The sequence below is a fragment of the Chitinophaga rhizosphaerae genome, assembly GCF_003958645.1.
In the GTDB taxonomy this organism is placed as follows: Bacteria; Bacteroidota; Bacteroidia; order Chitinophagales; family Chitinophagaceae; genus Chitinophaga; species Chitinophaga rhizosphaerae.
In genome coordinates this window covers 524,432-546,430 of record NZ_RXLO01000002.1, presented here as the reverse complement: position 1 = coordinate 546,430, position 21,999 = coordinate 524,432, and the positions used below count along the sequence as shown (strand labels likewise).

The window sequence follows — 21,999 nt, the reverse complement described above, 5'->3', positions numbered from 1 at the left end:
TTGCAAGGAGAAGTTTGAGACACGGAATATCCGTCGAATAAAGAAGCGGTCGCAGCAGGATGCGAAATGCAGATTTATCGGAGGAACACCGTTTTACCAGAACACCGTATACAAAGCCGCCAGTATCCCGAGAATGATGACCGCGCCCACTTTGAAGCCGGTAGTGGTGCGGAACATGGAGCGGTTGATCTCGATAGGCGCTTCTGTTTCGGGCCGGGGTTGCGCCAAACTGATAACGACCATCACGGCGATGAGCAGGCAGAAGGTGATAGACATCCGGTCGAGGAAGGGAAAATCCGGGAACGCCCCGCCCGTCCATTTCGGGAGGAATTTCAGGACCGTGGAGATGGGAATGGTGAGCAATGCGCCGGCGAGCGCCGCGGAAGCGGTGGTACGTTTCCAGAAGAAACCGAGGAGGAAAATAGCCAGCACGCCGGGCGAAATAAACCCTACATATTCCTGGATGAACTGGTAAGCCTGGTCGAGGGATCGCAAGGCCGGGGTCACCAGCGCGGCGATACCCATGGAAACGATCACCGCCCATTTGCCTGCGCGCACCAGTTGCCGTTCGGTCGCGTTTTTATGGAAGAATTTCTGGTAAATGTCCAGGGAAAAAATGGTGGAGATGCTGTTGGCCTTTCCTGCGAGAGAAGCCACGATGGCGGCCGTCAGTGCAGCGAAAGCCACGCCTTTAAGGCCCGGCGGCAGGAGGTTCATGAGGGTAGGATAGGCGTGGTCGGGCTTCACGTGCCCGGCGGCATCCGTCATTTCCTGCTGGAACATGCCGTTTTTGTGCAGCACGAACATCACGATGCCCGGCAGTACGGCGATCACGGGCACGAGGAGTTTCAGGAAGGCGGCGAAGAGAATGCCGTTGCGGGCGGTTTTCAGGTCGGCCCCCAGCGCCCGCTGCGTGATGTATTGATTGCACCCCCAATAAGCCAGGTTGTTGATCCACATCCCGCCGATCAGTACAGACAAGCCGGGAAGCTCCTTGTAATAGGGGTTGCTTTCATCGAAGATCATATGGAAATGCGTAGGCGCTTCCCGCCGCAACACCCCCAATCCCTGGAGAATATTCCCGTCATAACCGAACTTTTCCGACAACAACGACAGCGCCAGGTAAGTAGTCACCAATCCGCCGACAATCAATACCAGTACCTGTATCACATCCGTATACCCGATCACTTTCATCCCGCCCAGCGTCACGATGATCGCAAAAACGCTCAGCCCCGCGATGCACCATTCGAACGAAATCGTCGAAATGGAAGTAATGGCCAACGCACCGAGATAGATGATGGAGGTGAGGTTCACGAAAACATACACCAGCAGCCAGAATACCGCCATCACGGTGCTGACCTTGTCGTTATACCGCTTCGCGAGGAATTGCGGCATGGTGTAGATCTTGTTTTTCAGGTAAATGGGGATGAGCACCACTGCGACGATGATCAGCGTGGCCGCCGCCATCCATTCATACGTGGAAATGGCCAATCCCAGCGCGAATCCCGAGCCCGACATCCCGATGAAATGCTCCGCGGATATGTTGGACGCGATCAGGGATGCCCCGATCGCCCACCAGGTCAGCGACCCTTCCGCGAGGAAGAAATCTTTAGAACTGGCGGCGGCGGAACGTTTTTTCCGGTAGATGTAAAATCCGTATGCGGCAACGATAAAGAAATAGATAAAGAAAACTACATAGTCGGCGAACTGCAGTTTATTCATACGCGTGGAAAGGGTTTAGTGGTTGCGGCAGGGATCAGAATTTCAGGTTGGCGGGCAGGTATTTGGCCACCAGGTCTTCGTAATAGGGCCGCAGCTGTTTCCAATCCGGCGGTACGGGGTTTTTCGAATAAAGATCGTATGGATTAAAGAGCTTTACCCAACGGAGCATTTCACGGTCGTGCCCGTCCAGCAGATCGCTGTACGCGCCTTCGCGGTGCCAGGCGTAGAAAGAATGGTACCGCAGCATGTAGAGGCCCTGCTCCGGCAGATAGTCTTTCATCATCTGGTACACATATTCGTCGTGCCCCCACGACATGTCCACGTTCCGCAGCCCGCATCCTTTTTCATAAATGCCGGTGGGCGACTGGAAGCGTTCGTCGCGGTAATCGGGGTTGTTTTTGAAGAATTCCGGGTATACGATCTTTTCGGAGTACGCGCATCCCACGGGGAAAGTATCGCCAACCACGGCCCATTGCGGCTCGCCGAAAAGACAGAGCACCTTGCCCATGTCGTGCATGAGGCCAACGAGTACCATCCAGTCGGGGTGCCCGTCTGCGCGGATGGCTTCGGAGGTCTGGAGGAGGTGCTGGAACTGGTCGAGATCGGTGTCGGGGTCGGAATCGTCTACCAATTCATTGAGGAAGTCGAACGCTTTCCAGACGGGCATTTCCTTTTTGTCGAACTTGAGGTAATCGGCCCGTTTCTGCTGCACGAAATCGTATGTCTGGTAAGTATGGTTGAGGCGGTAGAATTCGCGGACGGTGTCCCGTTCCGGGGTATCGTAATTCCGGTATTGGTCGGTCGTTTTATCTTTGGCGATGCTGTCCGGGTCGGGATACCGGTTGAGGACGGCATCTTCCCATTCATCGAGGCTGTTCAGGGGATTGATTTCCGAGGGTTTGAACGGTTGCTGGTTACCCATGGCAAAATTTTTTGTAGTTTGAGAGATGTGGAATCCATCCATAATTTCGGTTATTTTTAAGTGGTTGTGTACGTTTCCACTTTCTTTATTTACGAAACCGGTTTCGTAGAAAGATGCAGCAGATCACCATAAAAGCCCTGGCCCGGGAGCTCCAGCTTTCGGTTTCGACGATTTCAAAAGCGTTGCGGGACAGTCATGAGATCAGCGAAGCCACCAAGCGGCGGGTGCTGCAGCTGGCCGCGCGGCTGGATTATAAACCGAACCCATATGCGAGCAGTCTCCGCGGGCGGAAGAGCCGGAACATCGGCATCGTGATCCCTGAAGTGGCGGATAGTTTTTTTTCGCTGGCGATCAACGGGATTGCGGCGGTAGCGAAGGAAAAGGGGTATCATTCCATCATTTGCCTGACGCATGAAGATAATAAAGACGAACAGGCGATCCTGAAAGATTTCCAGAGCGGGCGGGTAGACGGGGTGCTGATGTCCGTTTCCGGGACTACGGAGAACGGTGCGCACATTCGCGCGTTGATGGACCATGGCGTTCCCGTAGTGCTGTTCGACCGCGTACTGCCGGACGTTCCTGCGCCGAAGGTGGTTACAGACGATGCCGCCAGTGCGGGCAATGCCACGCGATTACTGTTGAAAAACGGCTGCCGGCAGGTGGCGTTCCTGGGGCTTTCGCCGCGGCTGTCTATCAGTGCAGACCGGCTTTCCGGCTACGAAAGCGCCCTCCGCGAAGCCGGCCATCGCCCGTTGGCGAAGAACGTGCTTTGCTGCGATGCCGATGCGCACCGGAACCTCCTGGCGATCAAGCGGCTCCTGCGCCGGAAAGACCGGCCGGATGGCATTGTGGCTGCGGTGGAAAAGCTGGCGCCGCTGGTGTACCAGGCTTGTAATGAGTTGTCGCTGCGTATCCCGCAGGATGTGAAAGTGATCTGTTTTTCGAACCTGGAGATCGCCGGGATGTTGCAGCCCTCGCTGTCGACGGTAACGCAGCCGGCGTTCGAAATGGGGGCGAAGGCGGCGGGATTGTTAATTAAGCTCATGGCGGGGAAGCGGGTGGAAATGGAGGTGGTGGTAGGATCGGGGATTGTGGGGAGAGGGTCTACCGGTGGGAGTGGCAAGCTTCCAAATCGTACATTCCCTAATGATACCGGCAGCAATTAGCGTCTGGATAAACCCAATCGAATAATGGCCAAACTGGTTCGCCAGCCAGGAATGCGTAAAGGTTATACCCCTGTATGGATCTTTACCGATTATACACTTGAGATAATATCAAGGATATAAGACAGCCGCAGCTTTTCCTGCTCAATTCTTCCCTGCACCGGCATTAGCCGGTTATAAGCACCTACCTCTGCCGGCGTAAGATGGGTCGGTGGTGTTTTTTTGTATTTCTCTGTCAGGCGTTCCACTTCCTGTTCATGCAGATCAAAGCACTGCTCGTCCATGAGGATGCTGCGGGTATGCGGATATTGCGCCCGGAACATACTTAACATATTATAGCCAGCCTCATCCATATCTCCCCAATAATACAAACTTGCCCGGTGCAGCATCGGGATATCCGCCAGTCCGGTGAGGGCGAAACCTTTGGAACAGACGGCAATGGCACCGGGCCTTGGCGGCAGCATGTATAATGTAGTTTCATTCTCCACTATCCAGATTTCGCTGACGGGCCAATGCATGCGCTGAAGCGATTCCTGTGATAAGCCGATGATTTCCATGTCGGGGAGTAACTGTTGTTGCAGGGATTTGTCGAGCCATCTGACGGGAAACAGGAATGATTTCTGACGCAGCCCCAAAGCCACTTCCAGGTTATTGCTGGCCTGTTTGCAGATGCCCGGGTGCAAATGTGTCACTAGCGGAAGGATCGTTGCCTGATGCCGCTCGATGAATTTTGTGTGAACGGGGACCGGGAGGCTGCGTAAATAATGTACATGCAATTCGTTTTTGTGCAGGTAGTCGATGACGGCGCAAATCCCTTTCCAGTCGGCCCCCAATTCCAGCACTTTGGCCGGCCGGGCGGATAGCCAGGAACGGATTTCCGGGTTCCAGGCAACCAGGGCAAGCAGTTGTTCCTTAAAGGCTATCGTCTCTTTTTCTTTCCGGACCAACGCCAGAAAATCACTTTCGGACGTCACCACAATATTGACCGGCCAGCGCTGTTTGCCGAATTTCTTACTGTTCCAGTCTTCCCAGCAAACGGTCCATCCATATCCTCCGTCCTTTTTCTCATGCCGCAAAAAGCATTGAACGGATTGTTCCAGCATTTCCCAGGTTTCCGGTTTTTTCAGGCCGCTGCGAAGTTCGATGGGCGTGAATTCCTTTTCATCGATCAGCGACTGTAGATAACCGGGGTAATTTTTTTCCAGCCGGGAAAGGTAGGTTTTATCCAGCATAGCCATTAATTGGTTGTTTCGTCCTGGGACTTCATTCTGTCTATCAATTCCTTTTTCGTCATATTATACAGGGTGCTGTGGCGATGGCCGACACGCTGGACCAGGTGAACATGGGCGATAAAATCCTGAACGATCTGGATTTTATCGCTGGGCGTAACTACCAGTAACTGCAGGTGCAATTCCCGGCAGAGTTCCATCAGGTAGGTCGCTTTTTCTTCGTCCTGGTTGCTGAAGCTTTCATCTACGGCAATGAACCGGAGGCTCCGGGAGTTTTTGCCTTCGCGGGTAATGCCGAACTGATAGGCAATGGCGCTGCATAGGATCGTATAGGTGAGCTGGGCCTTTTCGCCGCCGGATAGTTGCCCCATCTGCTTATATGTTTTCTTCGGTTCGTTGTTGCCGCGGTAACGTTCGTCTGCCCAGAATTCGAACCAGTTGCGGACATCCAGGACTTTTCTTCGATAGTTCTCGTCTTTGTCCAGGTCGTTAATGAGCGGCTGCACTTTCTCTGTGAAATGGAGGGCTTTCGCCTCGAAGCTTTCCTGCGCCCAGTTGGCCGCCTGGGGCAATGCTTCGAGCAACCGCTGGCGGAACTCCCGGATTTCCGTTCCGGCGCCCAATACCCTTTTGCCCAGTTGGATGTAAGTGTCGGGTAGCCGGTTGAAGTTGATGGCGGCTAATGATTCGTTCAGGCGTTTTACGCTGGTGTCGATGTCGCGTTCCCATTTATCCAGTGCTTCCTTGAGGCCGGCGATCTTGTGGGTGATGGTGATATTGATGAAGGATTCGAAATCCCGCCTGTATTTCGGAAGGTTTTCGGTGGCCAGGGTTTCCAGCCATTCCATGTATTCTGCCGCATAGCCGGGATCGTCGGGGAGTTGCTGTACATCCCCGCCCCAGTCGGGATATTTGGTAAGGATGTCGGGCGATGGGCGTTTGATTTTTCCGATCTGGTACATTACCTGCTTTTCGGCCTTCGACAGGTTGTCCAGGATCACGTCTTTATCTTTTTCCAGCAATGCCCTGAAAGATTCATAACAATTTCTGAGGTCCGCCAGTCCAGGATTTCCCAGCATCCCGCTATGCTGTTGCTGGAAGGAAAGCAACCGGTCTTTATCCTCCACCGTCAGGCGCTCCAGCAGCGGCTTTAGCGAGGCGGCTTCCTGGTCGTACTGTTCTTTCCGCATTTTCAGCTGCGCGCCTTCCTCGATGAGGGATTCATGGAGGTTGTCTGCTTCGGCGCGCGATTGCAGGATCTGTTGCAACTGTTTCTTCAGGGCGTCCAGCGCTTCGTTGCTCTGGCGCAGCGCTTCCGTCTGTTTTTTGAGGTTTTGTATGCTGGCCGTGATGGCTTTAAGGTTCAGGGAATCAAATGCCGGATGTTCGTCAATTCTCTGGCTGTGGTAGAATTGCGTGGCCAGCCGTTTGTTTTTACTGGCGCACCGGTTGATGATTTCATCCGCCGAAGCGATCACTTCCACGGCAACGGCCCTTTTTTTCAGCAGCGCTTCTTTCTTGTTCTCGTTGTTCCAACCCAGCACGTAGCGGCTGGGGTCGTTCCTGTCGGGCCGGTCGTCTTTCTCGTGGCGTTTTCCGTTTTTGATGAGGCCGTTCAGCGTGATGGCGTTTTCATACCGTTCGATATGCTTTTCATCTTCCAGGCAAGTGGTGCGGAAGGTGCGGACCGTTTCCTGCTCCAGCCAGTCAGAAAGCTCATGGTCCGGATGGAATTCCAGTTTCTCCGGAACGGTACCTTCATCCATATGCTGGTGAAGCGGTGTATCGAGTACGTGCGTGTATACCAGTCTTGCCCGGAGGTGATTGTTGTTAACGTATTTATTTACTTTTTTGTAGTATTTATCGGGCACCAGCATGCGGAGTGCGAACGGGCGGAGGAGTTTTTCCAGCGCGGGTTGCCAAATCATTTCCTCGCTTCTGACCTGCATCAGCTCGCCTGCGAAGGGCAACCGGGTGATGTCGATGTTCAGTTCGTCGCAGATCTGCTTCCGTAAATTGATGAGGTGGTAGTCGATATTGTTTTTGCTGTGCTGCAGGCTGTTCAGTTGCTGCTCCAGTTGTTCCTTGTCTTCCAGCGCTGCCCTTTTCCTGTTTTTGGCTTCGAAGTCGTCTTCTTCATTGAGGCGTTTTTCGTTTTCGAGGGCGCGCAGTTTTGTATTGTTTTCCTTTTTGATCTGCTGATAGAGGTCCCTGGTTTCCGGAACGGTTACGGTCAATTTCAGGTCTTCGCACCATTTGCTGAATTGGGAAAGTTCCTGTTGGGTGGATGCGAGTTCCTTTTCCTTTTCCGCGATTTCCGTTTCGAGGGCTTTTAGCCGTTGCCCGGCTTTGTTGTGCTGGATCTGGAAATTGACGTCCTGTTCTTCCTGCTGGTATTTTTGGATGGACGCCTTGATGGCGGTCTGCCTGCCATGCTGCAGCCGGATCAGGTCGTTTAGTTCGCTGATGGCCGTTTTCAGCAATTCTCCGTGCGTATATCTTTCCCAAACCTGGGCGGTTTCGAGCAGTTCTTTGTTCTTTCCGGCTTTGATCTGCAGCTCCCGGAAGCGTTCGTACTGTTCTTTAAGGGCCGTCAGCATGCTGATTTGCGCTTCGGATTTTTCGATATTGCGTTGCGCGTCGAGGAGGGTGACGAGCTGTTTTTTCAGCGCGTCGAATTCCTCTTCCGTATTTCTCGGTTCCAGCATGTTCTGGCGGATGAACTCGTCGAGGTTGCCCAGTACCTTGATCCCGACGGTCTGGTTAAAGAGCTGGAGGGCCTGCATGCTTTGCATGCCGAGCACTTCCACCATTCGCTGGGCATATTTGCTGGCGGCGTCGAACCATTCTACCTGCTTGCGGGCGCCTTTGTTGTACCGCTGGTCTATATTCCGCTTCCAGTTGCCGGTTAGGTCGAACGGTTTGAAGTCGTTTTCGATGAGCAGCGCCTTGTGTGCGATGCCGAAATACTTTTTCATTTCGCCGTTCAGGTAATGGCGTACCTGGAACAGGGTTACTTCCTGCCCGGTTTCATTGGCGAAATGTACGAGCAGGATGCTATAGGCGCTGGATTTGTCTTCCCGCAGGTATTCCGTTTTCGACGTCCCGTTCGCTTCGTTGTTGATGGTTCCGAAGCCGCCGAGCACGTAGCTGTCTTCCGTGCGGTCGCCTTTTTTCTCGCTGCCGCTGCTCTGGTTGTAGAACCGGTATCTTTTTTCCGGAACGATCAATGTGAGCAGGGCGTCCACGAAGGTGGTCTTGCCGCTGCCGTTCGCGCCGGTCAGCAGGCTGGTTTCGCCCATCGGCCGGATGGTATGGATGGTTCCGTCGAAGGTGCCCCAGTTCAAAATCTCCATGTATTGCAGGCGGAATCCGTTCTTCTCGCTGTCTGTGCTGAAAACATCTAGCTGCATCGATAGTCGTTAGTTGTTGTTGATAAGTTCATCTGTTTCCCGGATGGCGGTATGTTGTTGTTTTACCTGCAGTAGCTGCTGGTAAAAGTCATCCAGCTCTTCCGCGCCGATCCGGGCTTTGATGATTTTGCAGATACGGAATCGTTGTTCATCGGGGATTTCATGCGCTTCTTCCTGGCGGAGGAAGCCATATTCTTCCGCTTTTTCGATGAGGCGGTCAATTTCCTTCATGAATTTCACGCGGCTGAGGGGTTCCTTGAAGAACAGCTCCGCATATTCCTTGATTTCCCTTCTTTTCCGGATCAGCTCGCGGTTGGTGGATTCTCCCGTTTCGAACTCGGCCATCATTTCCCGGAGCAAAATGAGCATGATGCTTTCTTCATAACCCAATGCCCGGCGATGGATCCAGCTGAAGCCTACGTTATCTTCTTCCGTGAAGTTATGTGTCAGGAAAGCATATCCATCGTCTTCGTCCAGCGTCATTCTCAGGCCGATCGCCGGCAAAAAGGATTGGATTTCGTGTTTGAACTGCAGGAGTTTTTCCCAGTTGCTTTTCTCCAGGTATTCCAGCGGCCCTTTTAACAACCGGATGAAAACCGGGGTGAAAGGATGTATTGGATGGTTCGGATTCATTTTTAGAGATTGAATAGTAAAAACGGGACTTCTACGAACGAAGTCTGTTCCTTGTTCAGCGGTATCAGTTCGGTGCCGGTGCCGATCACGCTGGCTTTGCCGGGTTTTTCGCGCAGGAACCGGAAGTAACCGACAACTTCCGCCAGTCCGTGTTCCAGCGGCGAGATCTCCAGGACTTCCTTCAGCGATGCCGCTTTCTGGATTTTCAATGCCTGCTCTACTTTATTCCAGAGGTATTTTTTATCTACCAGGGTGGTGTTCAGTAGCCGGTCGAACCGTTCGGGATCGGTTACTTTTTCCGGTGCGGCAGATGGTTGTATTACTGTTGGAGGCGGTTTTTTGGGTGCCAGCTGCAATTTTCTGTCCATTACCATCTTAATGTCCGGAGTTTCCGGGATGTTCAGTCCGCAGTGGATATCAGGTACGTTCATCAGGTCGAAGACCAGTTCCTTGATACCAGCCATCTGTGCGCGAAGGCGCCTGTGTTTTGCGATTTCCTTTTCGGTGATGATGCGGCTCAGTTTGTCGGCCATTTTATCATTGGCGTCGTACACGGCCCGGCCTTGCTGGAGGAGCAGTGATTTTACGTTCTGGATAAAGTTTTCGTCTGCGGGGATTTCCCTTTCCCTTAGCAGCGTCAGCAGTTCATCCATGAGGGTGTGCCATTCTTCCTGTCCGGCGCGGGAAATGAGAAAGTCCCAGAAAGCGTAGAAGCTTTTGCCCTGGCTGCTGTTGCGAAGGGCGTCGTAGGCTTCGAACGCATATCCCAGTATGGCGCCTTTGTGTTGTTCGGTGCGGGTGTGATGCTCTACGATGGAGCGGTGGATCTGCTTGAAATTGTCTTCCACCTCCCTGAAGTCGCTGATCAGTTCATAGCAAAGGCGGGAAAAGAGGTCGAGGCGCTCCCCGACCTGGGCGTTGTTGTAGCTGTCCGGAGCGATGCCCAGTTCGATGGCTTTTATTTCCTTGTCGATTTCGGCTCTTTTGTCTTTGAGGATTTCCAATCTTTTCCGGGCGTCGTCTTCCGAATGTTCGACGATATCGCGGAGTGAGTTGAACAGTAATTTGAACCGGCTTTCGGTGCCTACGTGCTGCCGGTTCTGGAGGGTGGAAATCCATTGGAACAGTCTTTCGGTGTGGGCACTGAGTTGGTATTGGATGGTGCCGTCTGCGTCGATGAGGTCCTGCAATATCCGTTTTTGCACCCAGTTGAGGAGGTATTTCCGGCTTCTGATGTCTTCATTTTCGCCGAAAAGGATATTGGCTTCGTCCAGGTCTTCGGCGTTTTCGGACTGGGTGAGGAGGAAATCCGCGACTTTATGGATGAGGGTCTCTTCATCGATCAGCAGGCGGTTTTCTTCCTTGAAGGCGCTGTAAAGCAGGGGAAGGACCCATTTTGAATTATGCAGGCGGAGTATTTGGAAAGTTGGGTTCGCGCTCAGTAAATATGCAACGTCCTCGCTGGTCATACAGGTTTGGAGGGGTGTTTGGTCATAAAAATCCGGTACACTCGAACCGGCAATTTAGCGCTTTCTTTCAAAAGTACCCCATTGATGATATGTGATTGGATGTTAATCCGGCAGCCTTATTCCCCACATTACCGCCAATCGCCTAAAATCCTTATGTTTATGCTATATATCGATATCAACGTGGCATGGGAACGGGCGGACTATATGAGGAGCAACAATTGCTGGCGGCTTTGTATTGGCCGATATTTACTTGGAATTATGGCAACATCGGCGATTTTCCCTGCCAGGGGCGCGCTAAATAAATGGTTGCGCGTATCCGTACGTAATGCCGCTCTCCATGTTTTGGAACAGGAAAAGCACCACCGGGAGAAGCATGCCTTGTTACTACCGGGGTCCGAATGCCGGTTCGAAACGCAATATTCGTAACCACCATACAAAAACAATGCAAGACGTACTATTTGATTTTATATCCAAATACGTTTCTCTGACAGAGGACGAGAAAAACGCAATAGTTTCGTTAGACATATTCCGCTCTTTCAAAAAAGGGACGATTTTACTCCATGAAGGACGGAGGTCCACAGATAGCTACTTCGTTTTAAAAGGCTGTATCCGGACATATTATGTTCTGGATATTGAGGAAAAAACGACGGCTTTCTACACGGAAATGGAAGCCCTTACTCCTCCTTGCGTTGTCAGCAAAACGCCGTCCGAATTTAATATAAGTTGCATAGAAGACACGCTGCTTACAGTTTCAAACGCTGATATGGAAATAGAAATAAACAGTAAGTTTCCAAAGTTTGAAACCGTATGCAGAAAATTATCCGAAGAACTTTTAGCCAAGCAACGAATAGACTTTGATGAATTCAAAACGTCTTCCCCCGAACAACGTTACCTGAATTTACTACAAAAACGACCAGACCTTATCCAGCGTGTGCCGCAGCACCAATTAGCGAGTTATTTGGGTGTAAAACCCCAGTCTTTAAGCAGGTTAAGAGCCAGGATTGCAGAGAAAAATAAGGGATAGGGTCCATTTCTTAACTTAAGTGAACGCGTTATGGCATTTTGCCAATCTACCTTTGCAATATCATCTAACAATTAATAGGATCGATTTGCAAAAGAGAATTTTATTGTCCGCTTTGACATTAATGTTGGCAAGCAGTTTACCGGTGAACGCACAAAATGCCAGGAAAGACAGTTCATATAAAAAGTATTTTGTTGGGAGCACTTTCCTGATGTTAGGGAATTTAATTCCCAATGACCGGAACCCGCCTCATTTTATACAACTTAATGTTGGATATCGGATCACGCCTAAAGATGTTGTTTTCCTGGAACTTAAAAGATCCAGGTTTGCCTACCCGCTCGGCATCCCCTGGGGAAAATCGTTTGATGCACCTGGAGAAAACTATCCGGGACATGTACGCCAGAATATAATTGGACTGGCTTACAATCGATTTTGGTGGAAAGGTGTGTATACTGCTGTTCATGCCATGAACGCCTTTCAACGATATTATAATGAGAATGATGAAAAGACGGCAAATGGATTCACTTTATTCATGACGTACCGTTTGGGCTACCAGGTTAAATTATTTAAAAACCGCTTCTTTATAGAACCATCTGTTGGTTTGACTCATTGGCCCATTAAAACGAACACTCCGCAATCTTTTAAAGAAAAGGAAAGTAAGTGGCCAGAATACTTTGGTTTCGAACCCGGGTTCCATTTTGGGTATAATTTTTAGTGTGTTGTATATGAATGCACAGAAATCACCACAAAACGAACTGACGGATATCAAAGTCAGTTTGAAACTGAAACTCGCGGCGCTGTGGGCGAGCTTTATGTTCCTCTACATCTATATAGATTACTTCCACTTGTATATGCCGGGTTCACTGAAAGATATGCTGGCAGGAAAGGCATTTGTATATGACGTTACGCAGGCATTTCTTTTGATAGTACTCATCACTGTAACGATTCCGGCGTTGATGATTTTCCTTTCCGTTGCCCTGCCGGCTAAAATAAATCGTTGGGTAAATATCATTATTCCAGCAGTCTATATTCCCTATACGTTGTTGAATTTGGCAGGAGAGGCCTGGGTGCACATGGTGCTCGGGGCTGTTGTAGAGCTCGCTCTTCTTTGTCTGATTATTTTTCATGCATGGAAATGGCCCCGTATTTCATGATGAGCCTGTCAGCGAAAAGGTAAGACAGCTAGCGGCATAATATCCAGGATCGACCGTTGTTTGCTTAATACACCCTGTGCTATTCCTTTGATACTTGTTACGGTTTCATCGTTCTTCCATGCCGCCATTTTCCGGGCATTGGTTACATCTCACATGCTGACGTACAAAATCTATCAACTTATTCTTACCGGAAAACTTGTAATGAATGAAATTGCTTGATGGCTTTTCCAGCGCTCCCTTGTCTTGGCAGGTTTCCCCCAATGTGCAGAAAGATGGAGGCCCGATTTTTGGCAGCCGGTAGTCAACAAATTTGATGATCGAGCCGGTTTAGGATGCAAAAGCATCCATTTGGGTCTCATTTGTTTCGCCCTTCCTTTTTGCTCCGGTGGTTGTATCCGGGGCATTGGGAGATATTGGATAAAATTGAAGGGAATTGCAAGTAAATGTCTGATTTTCAAGATGGATTGGCGTTTTGTAATGGTGGATATATACGGTTAGAGACGCTGATGATTTCAAGCGGCAATCTTTAGTTCGATGTTGAATTTGAAAGTATATATTTATTGATCATATATATGGAGATGGGTTTAAGTTTTCGCCCGAAGGTTTCTGGATGTTCGCCTGCCGACGTATAGTATTCGATTTTTCCGTTGATTTTGGAGTACCACACTTTGCCCAAAGACTGGTATGTTATGGTATCTGGCCGCGTAATTTTTCTGAAGTATTTGAGTTTCATGGTGTCTAGTGCTATGATCCTTGCATTTTCCACCTTTTCGTTGCATGCTGCAAGCTCGTAGTGGTCCTCTTTCCAATACATACAGCCACCGCTTAAGTCCAACGGTTGACTGGATTCCTTCCACCACCACGTAGCGGTTGTTCCCAAGACCAGAGACAATATTGCCGCAAGGGCGAGCCTTTTCGATGGTTTACTTTTTGTCTTTTCCTTTCCAACCGGATTTTCCGTTCCCGACAAGGGTGATGGTGTTTCCGAAATCTCCGGCTTTTCCGGTTTGGGGCCAGGGACTTCTGTTAGCAGTATTTCAGAAGTTTGTTCAGGCGCATCTGTTTCCGGTAATGCAATATTTCCCGCCGCATAGTTTTTCCCGTGTTTAAAGGGTCTGCCTGGAAAGTCTATCAGCCATGCCAACAACTCAATATGCTTCTCGTCAGGTTTCTCTGATTTTCCCCTTATGAAATTTACCAATGGCCTGAACTTGTCGGTTTCACAGCGCTGAACAACCGCCAGGATGGTTTTTGTTTCGTTTAGATCGCCGCAGAATTCCCGGATGGTCTTTTCGTCCTGTTTGCTGACATTTTGTGTGCATTTCAATTCACAAACTTCTTTGATTTTCGCGGGCGTCAGATACATAAGCCCGTAAGGCAGCGTATTCTCTTTCTTTTTTCGCTCATACGCATCCAAAATCATTTGCTGGTAGTCGATAAATAATGTCGCCATAATTGAAATTATAAACTGAATAATCGGAATTGATCCGGCATTTCCGGAATTACAATAGGAATATCAGGAATTACAAGAATCATTGGAATTGTTTGCTAATCAGCCTTTTATGTCGCTCTATCTTTGTTTTGCAATCGGGTAAGACCTCAATAGCTAAGAGGTTTTCTGTACAGACCTGATTCAACCGCAGGCTAAAAAAGCGGATGCCGATAACCGGCTTGGGAAGCGATTAAAAGCTTCCGCGATCTACGCCTGCACCCCTTCCCAAAAAACAAGAAGCGCTTCTTGACTGACGCTAAACCGCTGCCGGACGCCCCGGCAACCGGCAGCCCTTTTTTACCACTCACAAACATTTAATCCAATGATTCACATTATATTAGGCTTCTTCCTGGCATTATTCTGCCCCAGCCACTCCAACAACAGTAATAACAATAATAATGGTGAACAGGTTACTACTTTCGGAGATACCGGTGGAGAAACCGGTACAATCACTCCCAAAAAGCCCTGACGCTTAGTTCTGGTGAGGCAAGAGTTTTCTTGCCTCACTTTTTTTTATCTGTATGGAATAATTCCTTAGATCGTAAGAATTCGATATTTTTAATAGAAATAACCTCATTGCGCCCCTTATACTTCATCCTGCCTACATTGCTCGGTGGTCTATTTGCCTGTTCATCTATCCAGGAAGCCCCGCAACCCGTATCCGCCCCCACGTTGGATAAAGGGGTGTCCTTCTTCAATACTAATAACGACTCGGCGTTTTATTATTTCAATCTTGTTGCTACAACGGCGGGTAACGACAGCCTCGATGTGGCCATGGCTTATACTTACATGGGTATTATCCAGGCTTATGAGGGTGATCAGTACGGCGGGCAGGAAAGCCTGCTGAAGTCCCTCTCATTTCTGGACGATAAAAAACCGGAAGATTACGACTGCCTGAGCGCAAATTACCATGAGCTGGGCAACATCTGTCTGAATCTCAAGAACTATGATGCAGCGATCGGTTACGTTCAAAATTCATTCAAATATATAAAGCATCCGGAAGACGAAGCCATAGCCAATAACAGTATTGCACTTATCTATCAAAAGAAGGGTGACTATGACCGGGCCGCTGCATTGTACAAATACCTGCTAAAGAAAAGTAAGGATAAGTCAAAGGAGTTTGCGCGCATCTTGTCCAACTACGCCAAGACCCAGTGGCTTAAGGATTCAACTTATCCTGCCGGGCCGGAGCTGCAATACGCCTTACGGATCCGCCGCGACTCGAACGATGTCCGGGGCCTCAACGCCAGCTACGCCCATCTGTCTGATTTCTATACCGTCTCTGCACCGGATTCCGCACTTTATTATGCAGGGAAAAGATACGAGGCGGCCCAGGAAATGAACAGCCCTGACGACCAGGTGGAGGCCCTTTCCAAGCTCATAGCGTTGAGCCCCGCCCATTCGTTGAAAACCTATTTCGTTCGTTATCAATTTCTTACCGATAGCCTGCAGACCGCCAGGAATGCGGCGAAAAACCAATTTGCCCTCATCCGGTTTGAAGCGGAGAAAAGCAAAGCCGACAACCTGCAGTTGCAAAAGGACAACGCGCACCGGAAAACGCAGCTGGTAGTGCTATGGTTTGTATTTACCGCTATCGTCCTGCTCGCTGTTTTTATCGTCGTTTCATGGGCGCGCCGGTCGCGCCGGCGCAGGCAGAAGATAGAGGATGCGTCCCGCCAGGAGATTCAGGCAATCCGGTTGCGAACCTCCCAGCGCGTGCATGACGTAGTAGCCAACGGCTTGTACCGTGTCATGACGGAAGTGGAACATGAGCAACATATCGACAAGGAGAAGCTCATTGACAAGATCGAGGAGCTTTATGAACAATCCCGCGATATCTCATACGAAGGCCCCGTGGCGTCGTCGATTCCCTTTCATGTTAAAATGGACGATTTGTTGAAATCCTTCGGCTCCGGGCATATCAAAGTCGCGATCTTCGGGAACGGACCTGGGCTCTGGGAGCAGGTAAATACGCATGTTCAAATTGAAATGGCACATATTCTGCAGGAATTGATGGTGAATATGAAAAAGCACAGCAACGCGCAATCCGTGATGATTAAGTTCGGATTGCAGGATGGCCGGTTGCGGGTGCTTTATACCGATGACGGCATCGGTCTTTCACCGCAAATTAGTTATGGAAATGGGCTAAAAAGTACGGGAAACCGTATTGAAAGGAATGGTGGGGAAATTACTTTTGAGCATCCTGAAAAAGGAGTAAGAATTCACATTTCCTTCCCAACTGCTTGATCTTTATGATTACAAAAGTTCTGATCGCCGAAGACCATGAAAGCGCCAATATTTCAGTCCAGAAAACGCTGGAAGACCTGGCCATCACCGATACGGCATATGTATACTATTGCGATGACGCCCTGAATAGAATCGTGCATGCCCTGAAAGCGGGCGATCCTTTCGACCTCCTGATAACGGATCTTTATTTTGAACCTGATAATAATATACAGGTATTATCAGGCGGAATGGATCTCATCGCCGCAGCGAAGAAAGAACAGTCTGGCCTGAAAGTACTTGTCTTTTCCGCGGAAAGCAGGCCGGCTGCGATAGAACAGCTTTTTAAACATGAAGATATAGATGGGTTTGTACGCAAAGCGCGGAACGATGCTCGGGAACTGAAAGAAGCTATCCGTGAGATATCCAGGCACCGGCGGTATTTTCCGCGGTATACCGGTCAGGAGACCGGCCAAAAAAATGCTTATTCCTTTTCGGAATTCGATATTGTAATAATCACATTGCTGGCGCAGGGCATGTTGCAGAAAGATATTCCTGCCTATCTCCAGCGCAACCGGATAAAGCCCTCCGGCCTGAGCAGCGTTGAAAAGCGGCTGAACCAGATGAAAGACGCTTTCGGTTTTACGAAGAATGAACAACTGGTCCTGCATTGCAAAGCGCTCGGCGCTATCTGAGCGAATCTGAAAAATTTCATCATACCCGATGAATTACGGTTTCCCATAAAATCAGGTTGGGCAGTAAGCATACTTTTGATTCATAAATCAATGATACAATGAAACAGAAGTATTATCTAAACAACCGGATGCAGGCTAATGGCGATTACGAGGTGCATGCATCCACCTGCAAATATTTTCCCCTGATGTACAGCGTCACTTACCTGGGCGAGTTCGATACCTGCAGCGATGCGGTTCGCGCAGCGAAAAGGCGCTACCCGCAAGCGAACGGATGTTACTATTGTAGCAATCCCTGCCACACAACTTGAGGTCGGCGATCGTCCATTAGTAACCCTCATTGAACCCGTCAGGCTATGAAATTACTCCTATATGCCTGGTTGCTCACCTCCAATTTTAACTGCAGCCAGGTTACGGTATACGTTTGCGACAGTAAGAGTGCCACGAAGTACCATTTTAGATCGGATTGTCGCGGATTGAATAATTGTAAGCACCGGATCGTCAGCATGCCCCTCGAAAAAGCTTCGAAAACGAGAAGCCTTTGCAAATGGGAAGATTAAACCGGTAGTAATCAAAACCGCATTTATAAAATATTATTCCTGTGTTATGACGTCAACTCCAAATCGTACCCCGTTAAAATATTTACAGTTCGAGGGGGATCATTCCTATCGGCGCTACGTCCAACTGGACGTTCCGGAAAAGTCGCCAGCACCGGCGCCGCAGGGACAGACACCCTTGGAAGCGCGATCCCATGGCAGTTATGGCCCGCTTTTATTTCACCCCCACTGGAAAGCGCGACGCAGGGAAATCCTCCAGCGCGACATGCATCGCTGCGTACATTGCCGGAGTAACCAGCAATTACAGGTGCATCACCGGCAGTATCACTTTTTGGCGGACCAGCAGAAGTACCGACTTCCCTGGGATTATCCGGACCATTTACTTATAACGCTATGCGAGGCCTGTCATAGTAAAGGGCATAGCAGATACAAAGTACCTACAATCACGATCAAATAATACATCATGGGCTTATTCAATATTTTCAATCGGCAGCGCCCGAACGGCCATAGTCATGCTTTGGCGATAGAAAGCGTTATCCCCGATATTCCGGAATCCACGTTTGTGGAAATGGAAGCACCCGGAAAAGAGCCGGCTGAGGAAAAAACAACTACGCAGCAGAGCGGTGGGATCCATTTGCTGTATGAATTCCTCGACAGGAATTTCGAAACGAAAGGTTACAACGATGCACTTATCAATCCCGACACCACGCATCTGGACCAAAACGTGACTGCACTGAAGAATGACCTTGAACGATCTATCAGGAAAGTAAAGACGTTTTACGAAGACTTTATCCGGCAGATCGATTTCCACATCACGAGCAGAAGCCGAAGCGGAATGATAGATACGGTGGAGGAGCTAACGGTAAAGAGGGAGATCGCCGAAAGCCATATTGGCCAGGTGAAGGAGATTGAAGAGCAGGCGAAGCGGAACGAAGGCGTGGGGCATGGGATCGTCATTAGCTATACCAGAGGGTTTCGAAATGGACTGGCCGCTATTTCAAGCCATATGATCCTGAATAAGAACTTTTAAATCAAGCGTTATGAGACATATATGGATTCGCTTCGGCTGCTTCATGACCGGGTACAACTACGGCATTCTCAGGAACTGCAGCGAAGGGGCTTTTAAGTCTGTGAAAAAGTATACGGCGGCGATGCTGATCGTTTGTATCCTCTGGTTTTTTATCGGGTTTACTTTTGCGCACCGTTATTTGTCGCTGGGGCTGCCAGGCTGTTTACTGGCAGGTTTACTGTCGATGGTGATCATTGTACAAGTGGAGAAGCAAATCGTATTATCCATCAATCCCAATCGATTGCTGCTATTTTTCAGGGGGTGCCTGGCATTCATGATGTCTATCCTTGGCGCTGTAATCATCGACCAGATACTGTTCGAGAAGGATATCGAGATAGAGAAAATCTCCTACGTTTCCGAGAAGGTGGATAAAATTTTGCCTTCGAGGACAGGTGAATTGAGGAGACAGATCGCAGCCATTGACACGGTGATCGCCCGGAAGGAAATAGAAAGGGAAAGTTATGTAGAAGAAATCACCAAGCGCCCCACCATATCCGTTACATCATCCAGTTCGGCGGTGAGGACCGTGCCCGTGCATACTGTTACTTTATCCGGAAAAGATACTACGATTCTAACGAGGGTAAACGAAGGTAGCGTTTCGACGACATTGGTGCCGAACCCCAAGATCGAACTCACGCGTGCGCTGGATTCCACGATCGGTTCTATACGCCAGCAACGGTCCCTGAAGGAAAACGAGCTGCTGCATATGAAGCCCGCATTGGAAAGGGAGATGAGGGAAAGTACCGGTTTCCTGGATGAACTGACAATCATGGCGCGGATGCTTTCGGCTTCCTATGTGGCCTTGGGTTTTTGGTTCCTATGGATCCTTTTTTTCCTGTTTATCGAGATGCTGGTGTTGTTCAGTAAAATGGGGGATAAGTCCAACGATTATGAAAAAGCCGTGCTGCATCATATGAACATCCAGATGCGGAGGCTAGATGCCTTGGGAAAGGGGTTTGAGTAGCGGCCTGATTTATTACACACCTATAATTAAAGTATTCCATGGATTTTAAAGATGAAATCAAGCTTTTCGGAGATAAGGTCGAAAAGCTGAAATCCCAGATTCAAACAGAGGAAGCCACGAAAAACGCTTTCATCATGCCTTTTATCAAGGTGTTGGGTTATGATGTATTCGATCCCTTCGAAGTGATGCCGGAGTTTATCGCGGATATTGGGATAAAGAAAGGAGAAAAGGTAGACTATGCTATCCTGAAAGAAGGCCAGCCTTCCATTCTCATCGAATGCAAGCATTGGGGCGAGAACCTGGATCCGCATAATTCCCAGCTTTTCCGATACTTCCATACAACGAAGGCCAAGTTCGGGCTATTGTCGAACGGGATCGTATACCGGTTTTATACTGACCTCGTTGAACCAAACAAAATGGATGAAAAGCCATTCTTCGAGTTCAATGTGACGGACATCAAAGACAATCAGGTCGAAGAACTGAAGAAATTCCACAAGTCGTATTTCAACATCGAAAGTATTCAGACAACGGCCAGCGACCTGAAGTACATGAATGAATTGAAGATCCTGCTGGCCGGAGAGTTCCAGAACCCATCAGAGGGACTTGTCAAATTATTTGCGAAGCAGATTTATCGGGGAATGTTGACTTCCAAAGTTGTCGAGCAACTCGGCGGGCTCACCAGGAGGTCGATCCAACAATTTATCAACGACCTGATCACCGAAAGGCTCACCTCTGCCCTGAAGAAGGAAAATGGGCCGGATCAGACAGTTCCGGATAAGGAAACGACGGATATCGCCGGGGAGAAAGGTGCTTTGATTGAAACGACCGACGATGAGCTTGAAGCGTACATGATCGTAAAGACCATCCTTCGGCAGCGTATTAGTCCGTCAAGAGTAGCGCACCGCGATGCGCAATCCTATTTTGCCATTCTGCTGGACGATAACAACCGAAAAACGATCTGCCGACTGTATTTGCATGGCTCCCGAAAGTATATCGGCACATTCGACGAACAGAAGAAGGAAACGAAGACCGAGATCGTTACGGTAGACGATATTTTCATGTTCGGGGAAGCGTTGCATAAAACGGTAGAGTGGTACGATATGGACCGCGTACAGATGGCGACGAACGGATAGTTCAAATGGAAGGCATGTACAATCATTTCATCATAACTACTAAAAATTCAATTTATGGCTGATCTTCAGATTACCTGCATTAACAAAACGCCGCGCGACAACCCCTATGATGGCATCACGCATGTTGGCGGTCATTCATGGAAGCTGAAAAGGGAAGATGCGATAGCGCATATCAAAGACGGTACGCACTCCTTTTATACGCTGGTGCGCGGGAACAGGGGAGAGGTTGGCGTGGTGGAAGGCCCCAACGGGAAATATCTGAGAACTTACGCAGACGGTAAATGGAACGATAATTTATTGGCCTTGCCCGAATGCTTTTAATTTAATGGAGCTGTGACAATAGGGATATGATGTGGTAGGTGCCAGTTTTGGCACCTTTTTTCTTGTAGGTCCGGAAAGCAAAAGGCACGGCCCGGACGTCATTCAATGGCCTTTTTTAAACGAATTTGGAATCATCTTTAGAAAGGATCGATTAAAAGGAGGATAAGCTTGACTAAATACCCGACTACAAACAGAAAACCCGCGACAAGCGCGGGTCTCTTCTAAATCGTGCGGGCTGGGAGGGACGATTATCGAACTTTTGAGTTTGAATTCAAATAAAAGAATAGACCATATACTTCTGTATCAATCGTTTATACATTTCCATCCTTCAGATAGTCAAGGAGACCAGATTGTGGCGGTCTCTTTAATCTAAAATCACGTTTATCATGCTGCGAGCTATTCTACCCATTCGATTTCTCGTTTATTTTTCTCTAGGCCGATCAGTCCTGAACGCTCATAACCTTCCTAGCAAGCCTGGGACATAAACACACCTTCTACTTTCATTTCGAAGCAGTCTGGAGGTGTGGTTGATATCAGCAATTTGATGGTGGTGAATTTGCTGCCCAGCCCTAGCTTATCCATATGGGCATAATATTCTTCCAAATTCCGAAACTTATACGTAGAAAATTCACGGGGCCTGTTTTCTCGCGTCATAATCGAGTGCGATAGGTCCATCACTTCAGGCAGAATTTTATGAGGGTAGTCGGTTTTTCACAGGAGCAATACCTATCTAACAAGAGCTAAATTATTGATAAAGAGAGCTATTAAGAAAGAAGTAAAAAGTGGTTAAAAACGACACTTTTTTACCTTTTGCGGACTGGA

General features: G+C 49.1%; 18 protein-coding genes. 11 read left to right on the top strand and 7 right to left on the bottom strand.

Translation table 11 applies throughout. The features are described 5' to 3' along the window. Positions 1-93: 93 nt before the first annotated feature. Both EJ361_RS05900 and EJ361_RS05895 read right to left on the bottom strand, forming a co-directional pair. Positions 94-1,722 (bottom strand): sodium/sugar symporter, encoded by a 1,629-nt coding sequence (locus EJ361_RS05900; protein ID WP_126244427.1) that lies wholly within the window; start codon positions 1,720-1,722, stop codon positions 94-96. Between the two features lie 34 nt (positions 1,723-1,756). After that, entirely contained in the window at positions 1,757-2,644 is an 888-nt protein-coding gene (locus EJ361_RS05895; protein WP_126244426.1) for an inositol oxygenase family protein, read from the bottom strand. Positions 2,645-2,757: 113 nt separating this feature from the next. On the opposite strand from EJ361_RS05895, the gene EJ361_RS05890 reads away from it, so the two are divergent. Continuing rightward, the gene (locus tag EJ361_RS05890) at positions 2,758-3,810 is read left to right on the top strand and encodes a LacI family DNA-binding transcriptional regulator (RefSeq protein WP_126244425.1); all 1,053 of its coding nucleotides are present in this window, start codon (positions 2,758-2,760) and stop codon (positions 3,808-3,810) included. A gap of 89 nt (positions 3,811-3,899) precedes the next feature. Here the strand turns inward: EJ361_RS05890 and EJ361_RS05885 are convergent, their stop codons facing one another. From EJ361_RS05885 to EJ361_RS05870, 4 genes are read right to left on the bottom strand one after another with little or no spacing between them, the layout of a single operon-like run. Next, positions 3,900-5,039 carry a Wadjet anti-phage system protein JetD domain-containing protein gene (locus EJ361_RS05885; RefSeq protein ID WP_164714102.1) on the bottom strand — a complete coding sequence of 380 codons (1,140 nt, stop codon included), beginning with the start codon at positions 5,037-5,039 and terminating at the stop codon, positions 3,900-3,902. A 5-nt stretch (positions 5,040-5,044) separates the two neighbouring features. Continuing rightward, positions 5,045-8,449: an ATP-binding protein gene (locus EJ361_RS05880; protein ID WP_126244423.1), complete on the bottom strand. Its 3,405-nt coding sequence runs from the start codon at positions 8,447-8,449 to the stop codon at positions 5,045-5,047. A 9-nt stretch (positions 8,450-8,458) separates the two neighbouring features. Further along, the gene (locus EJ361_RS05875; protein ID WP_126244422.1) at positions 8,459-9,082 is read right to left on the bottom strand and encodes a DUF4194 domain-containing protein; all 624 of its coding nucleotides are present in this window, start codon (positions 9,080-9,082) and stop codon (positions 8,459-8,461) included. Positions 9,083-9,084: 2 nt separating this feature from the next. After that, positions 9,085-10,551 (bottom strand): DUF3375 domain-containing protein, encoded by a 1,467-nt coding sequence (locus EJ361_RS05870; protein ID WP_126244421.1) that lies wholly within the window; start codon positions 10,549-10,551, stop codon positions 9,085-9,087. A 442-nt stretch (positions 10,552-10,993) separates the two neighbouring features. Here EJ361_RS05870 and EJ361_RS05865 point away from each other — a divergent pair, with 442 nt between their 5' ends. The 3 genes from EJ361_RS05865 to EJ361_RS05855 all read left to right on the top strand — a co-directional run bounded on the left by EJ361_RS05865 (position 10,994) and on the right by EJ361_RS05855 (position 12,726). Next, on the top strand, positions 10,994-11,575 hold the full coding sequence (locus tag EJ361_RS05865; protein WP_126244420.1) for a Crp/Fnr family transcriptional regulator: 582 nt from the start codon (positions 10,994-10,996) through the stop codon (positions 11,573-11,575). Between the two features lie 85 nt (positions 11,576-11,660). Further along, a complete protein-coding gene (locus tag EJ361_RS05860) occupies positions 11,661-12,287 on the top strand; it encodes a hypothetical protein (protein ID WP_126244419.1) in 627 nt (208 codons plus the stop codon). A gap of 10 nt (positions 12,288-12,297) precedes the next feature. Beyond that, the gene (locus EJ361_RS05855; RefSeq protein ID WP_126244418.1) at positions 12,298-12,726 is read left to right on the top strand and encodes a DUF6326 family protein; all 429 of its coding nucleotides are present in this window, start codon (positions 12,298-12,300) and stop codon (positions 12,724-12,726) included. Positions 12,727-13,252: 526 nt separating this feature from the next. On the opposite strand, the gene EJ361_RS05850 is transcribed toward EJ361_RS05855, so the two are convergent. Continuing rightward, positions 13,253-14,179, bottom strand: coding sequence for a hypothetical protein (locus EJ361_RS05850; RefSeq protein WP_126244417.1), 927 nt, complete (start codon positions 14,177-14,179; stop codon positions 13,253-13,255). A gap of 615 nt (positions 14,180-14,794) precedes the next feature. Between EJ361_RS05850 and EJ361_RS05845 the strand changes: the two genes are divergently transcribed. The 7 genes from EJ361_RS05845 (at position 14,795) to EJ361_RS05810 (ending at position 21,177) form a co-directional block, all read left to right on the top strand. Further along, a complete protein-coding gene (locus tag EJ361_RS05845; RefSeq protein ID WP_126244416.1) occupies positions 14,795-16,465 on the top strand; it encodes a tetratricopeptide repeat-containing sensor histidine kinase in 1,671 nt (556 codons plus the stop codon). 5 nt (positions 16,466-16,470) lie between these two features. Next, on the top strand, positions 16,471-17,136 hold the full coding sequence (locus EJ361_RS05840) for a response regulator (protein WP_126244415.1): 666 nt from the start codon (positions 16,471-16,473) through the stop codon (positions 17,134-17,136). A gap of 98 nt (positions 17,137-17,234) precedes the next feature. Further along, positions 17,235-17,444 (top strand): hypothetical protein, encoded by a 210-nt coding sequence (locus tag EJ361_RS05835; protein WP_205686945.1) that lies wholly within the window; start codon positions 17,235-17,237, stop codon positions 17,442-17,444. A 709-nt stretch (positions 17,445-18,153) separates the two neighbouring features. Next, entirely contained in the window at positions 18,154-18,720 is a 567-nt protein-coding gene (locus EJ361_RS05825; protein ID WP_126244414.1) for a hypothetical protein, read from the top strand. 10 nt (positions 18,721-18,730) lie between these two features. Next, positions 18,731-19,723, top strand: coding sequence for a DUF4407 domain-containing protein (locus tag EJ361_RS05820; protein ID WP_126244413.1), 993 nt, complete (start codon positions 18,731-18,733; stop codon positions 19,721-19,723). 38 nt (positions 19,724-19,761) lie between these two features. Further along, positions 19,762-20,856: a type I restriction endonuclease gene (locus tag EJ361_RS05815; protein ID WP_126244412.1), complete on the top strand. Its 1,095-nt coding sequence runs from the start codon at positions 19,762-19,764 to the stop codon at positions 20,854-20,856. A 54-nt stretch (positions 20,857-20,910) separates the two neighbouring features. Continuing rightward, the gene (locus EJ361_RS05810; RefSeq protein WP_126244411.1) at positions 20,911-21,177 is read left to right on the top strand and encodes a DUF3892 domain-containing protein; all 267 of its coding nucleotides are present in this window, start codon (positions 20,911-20,913) and stop codon (positions 21,175-21,177) included. Positions 21,178-21,999: the final 822 nt, after the last annotated feature.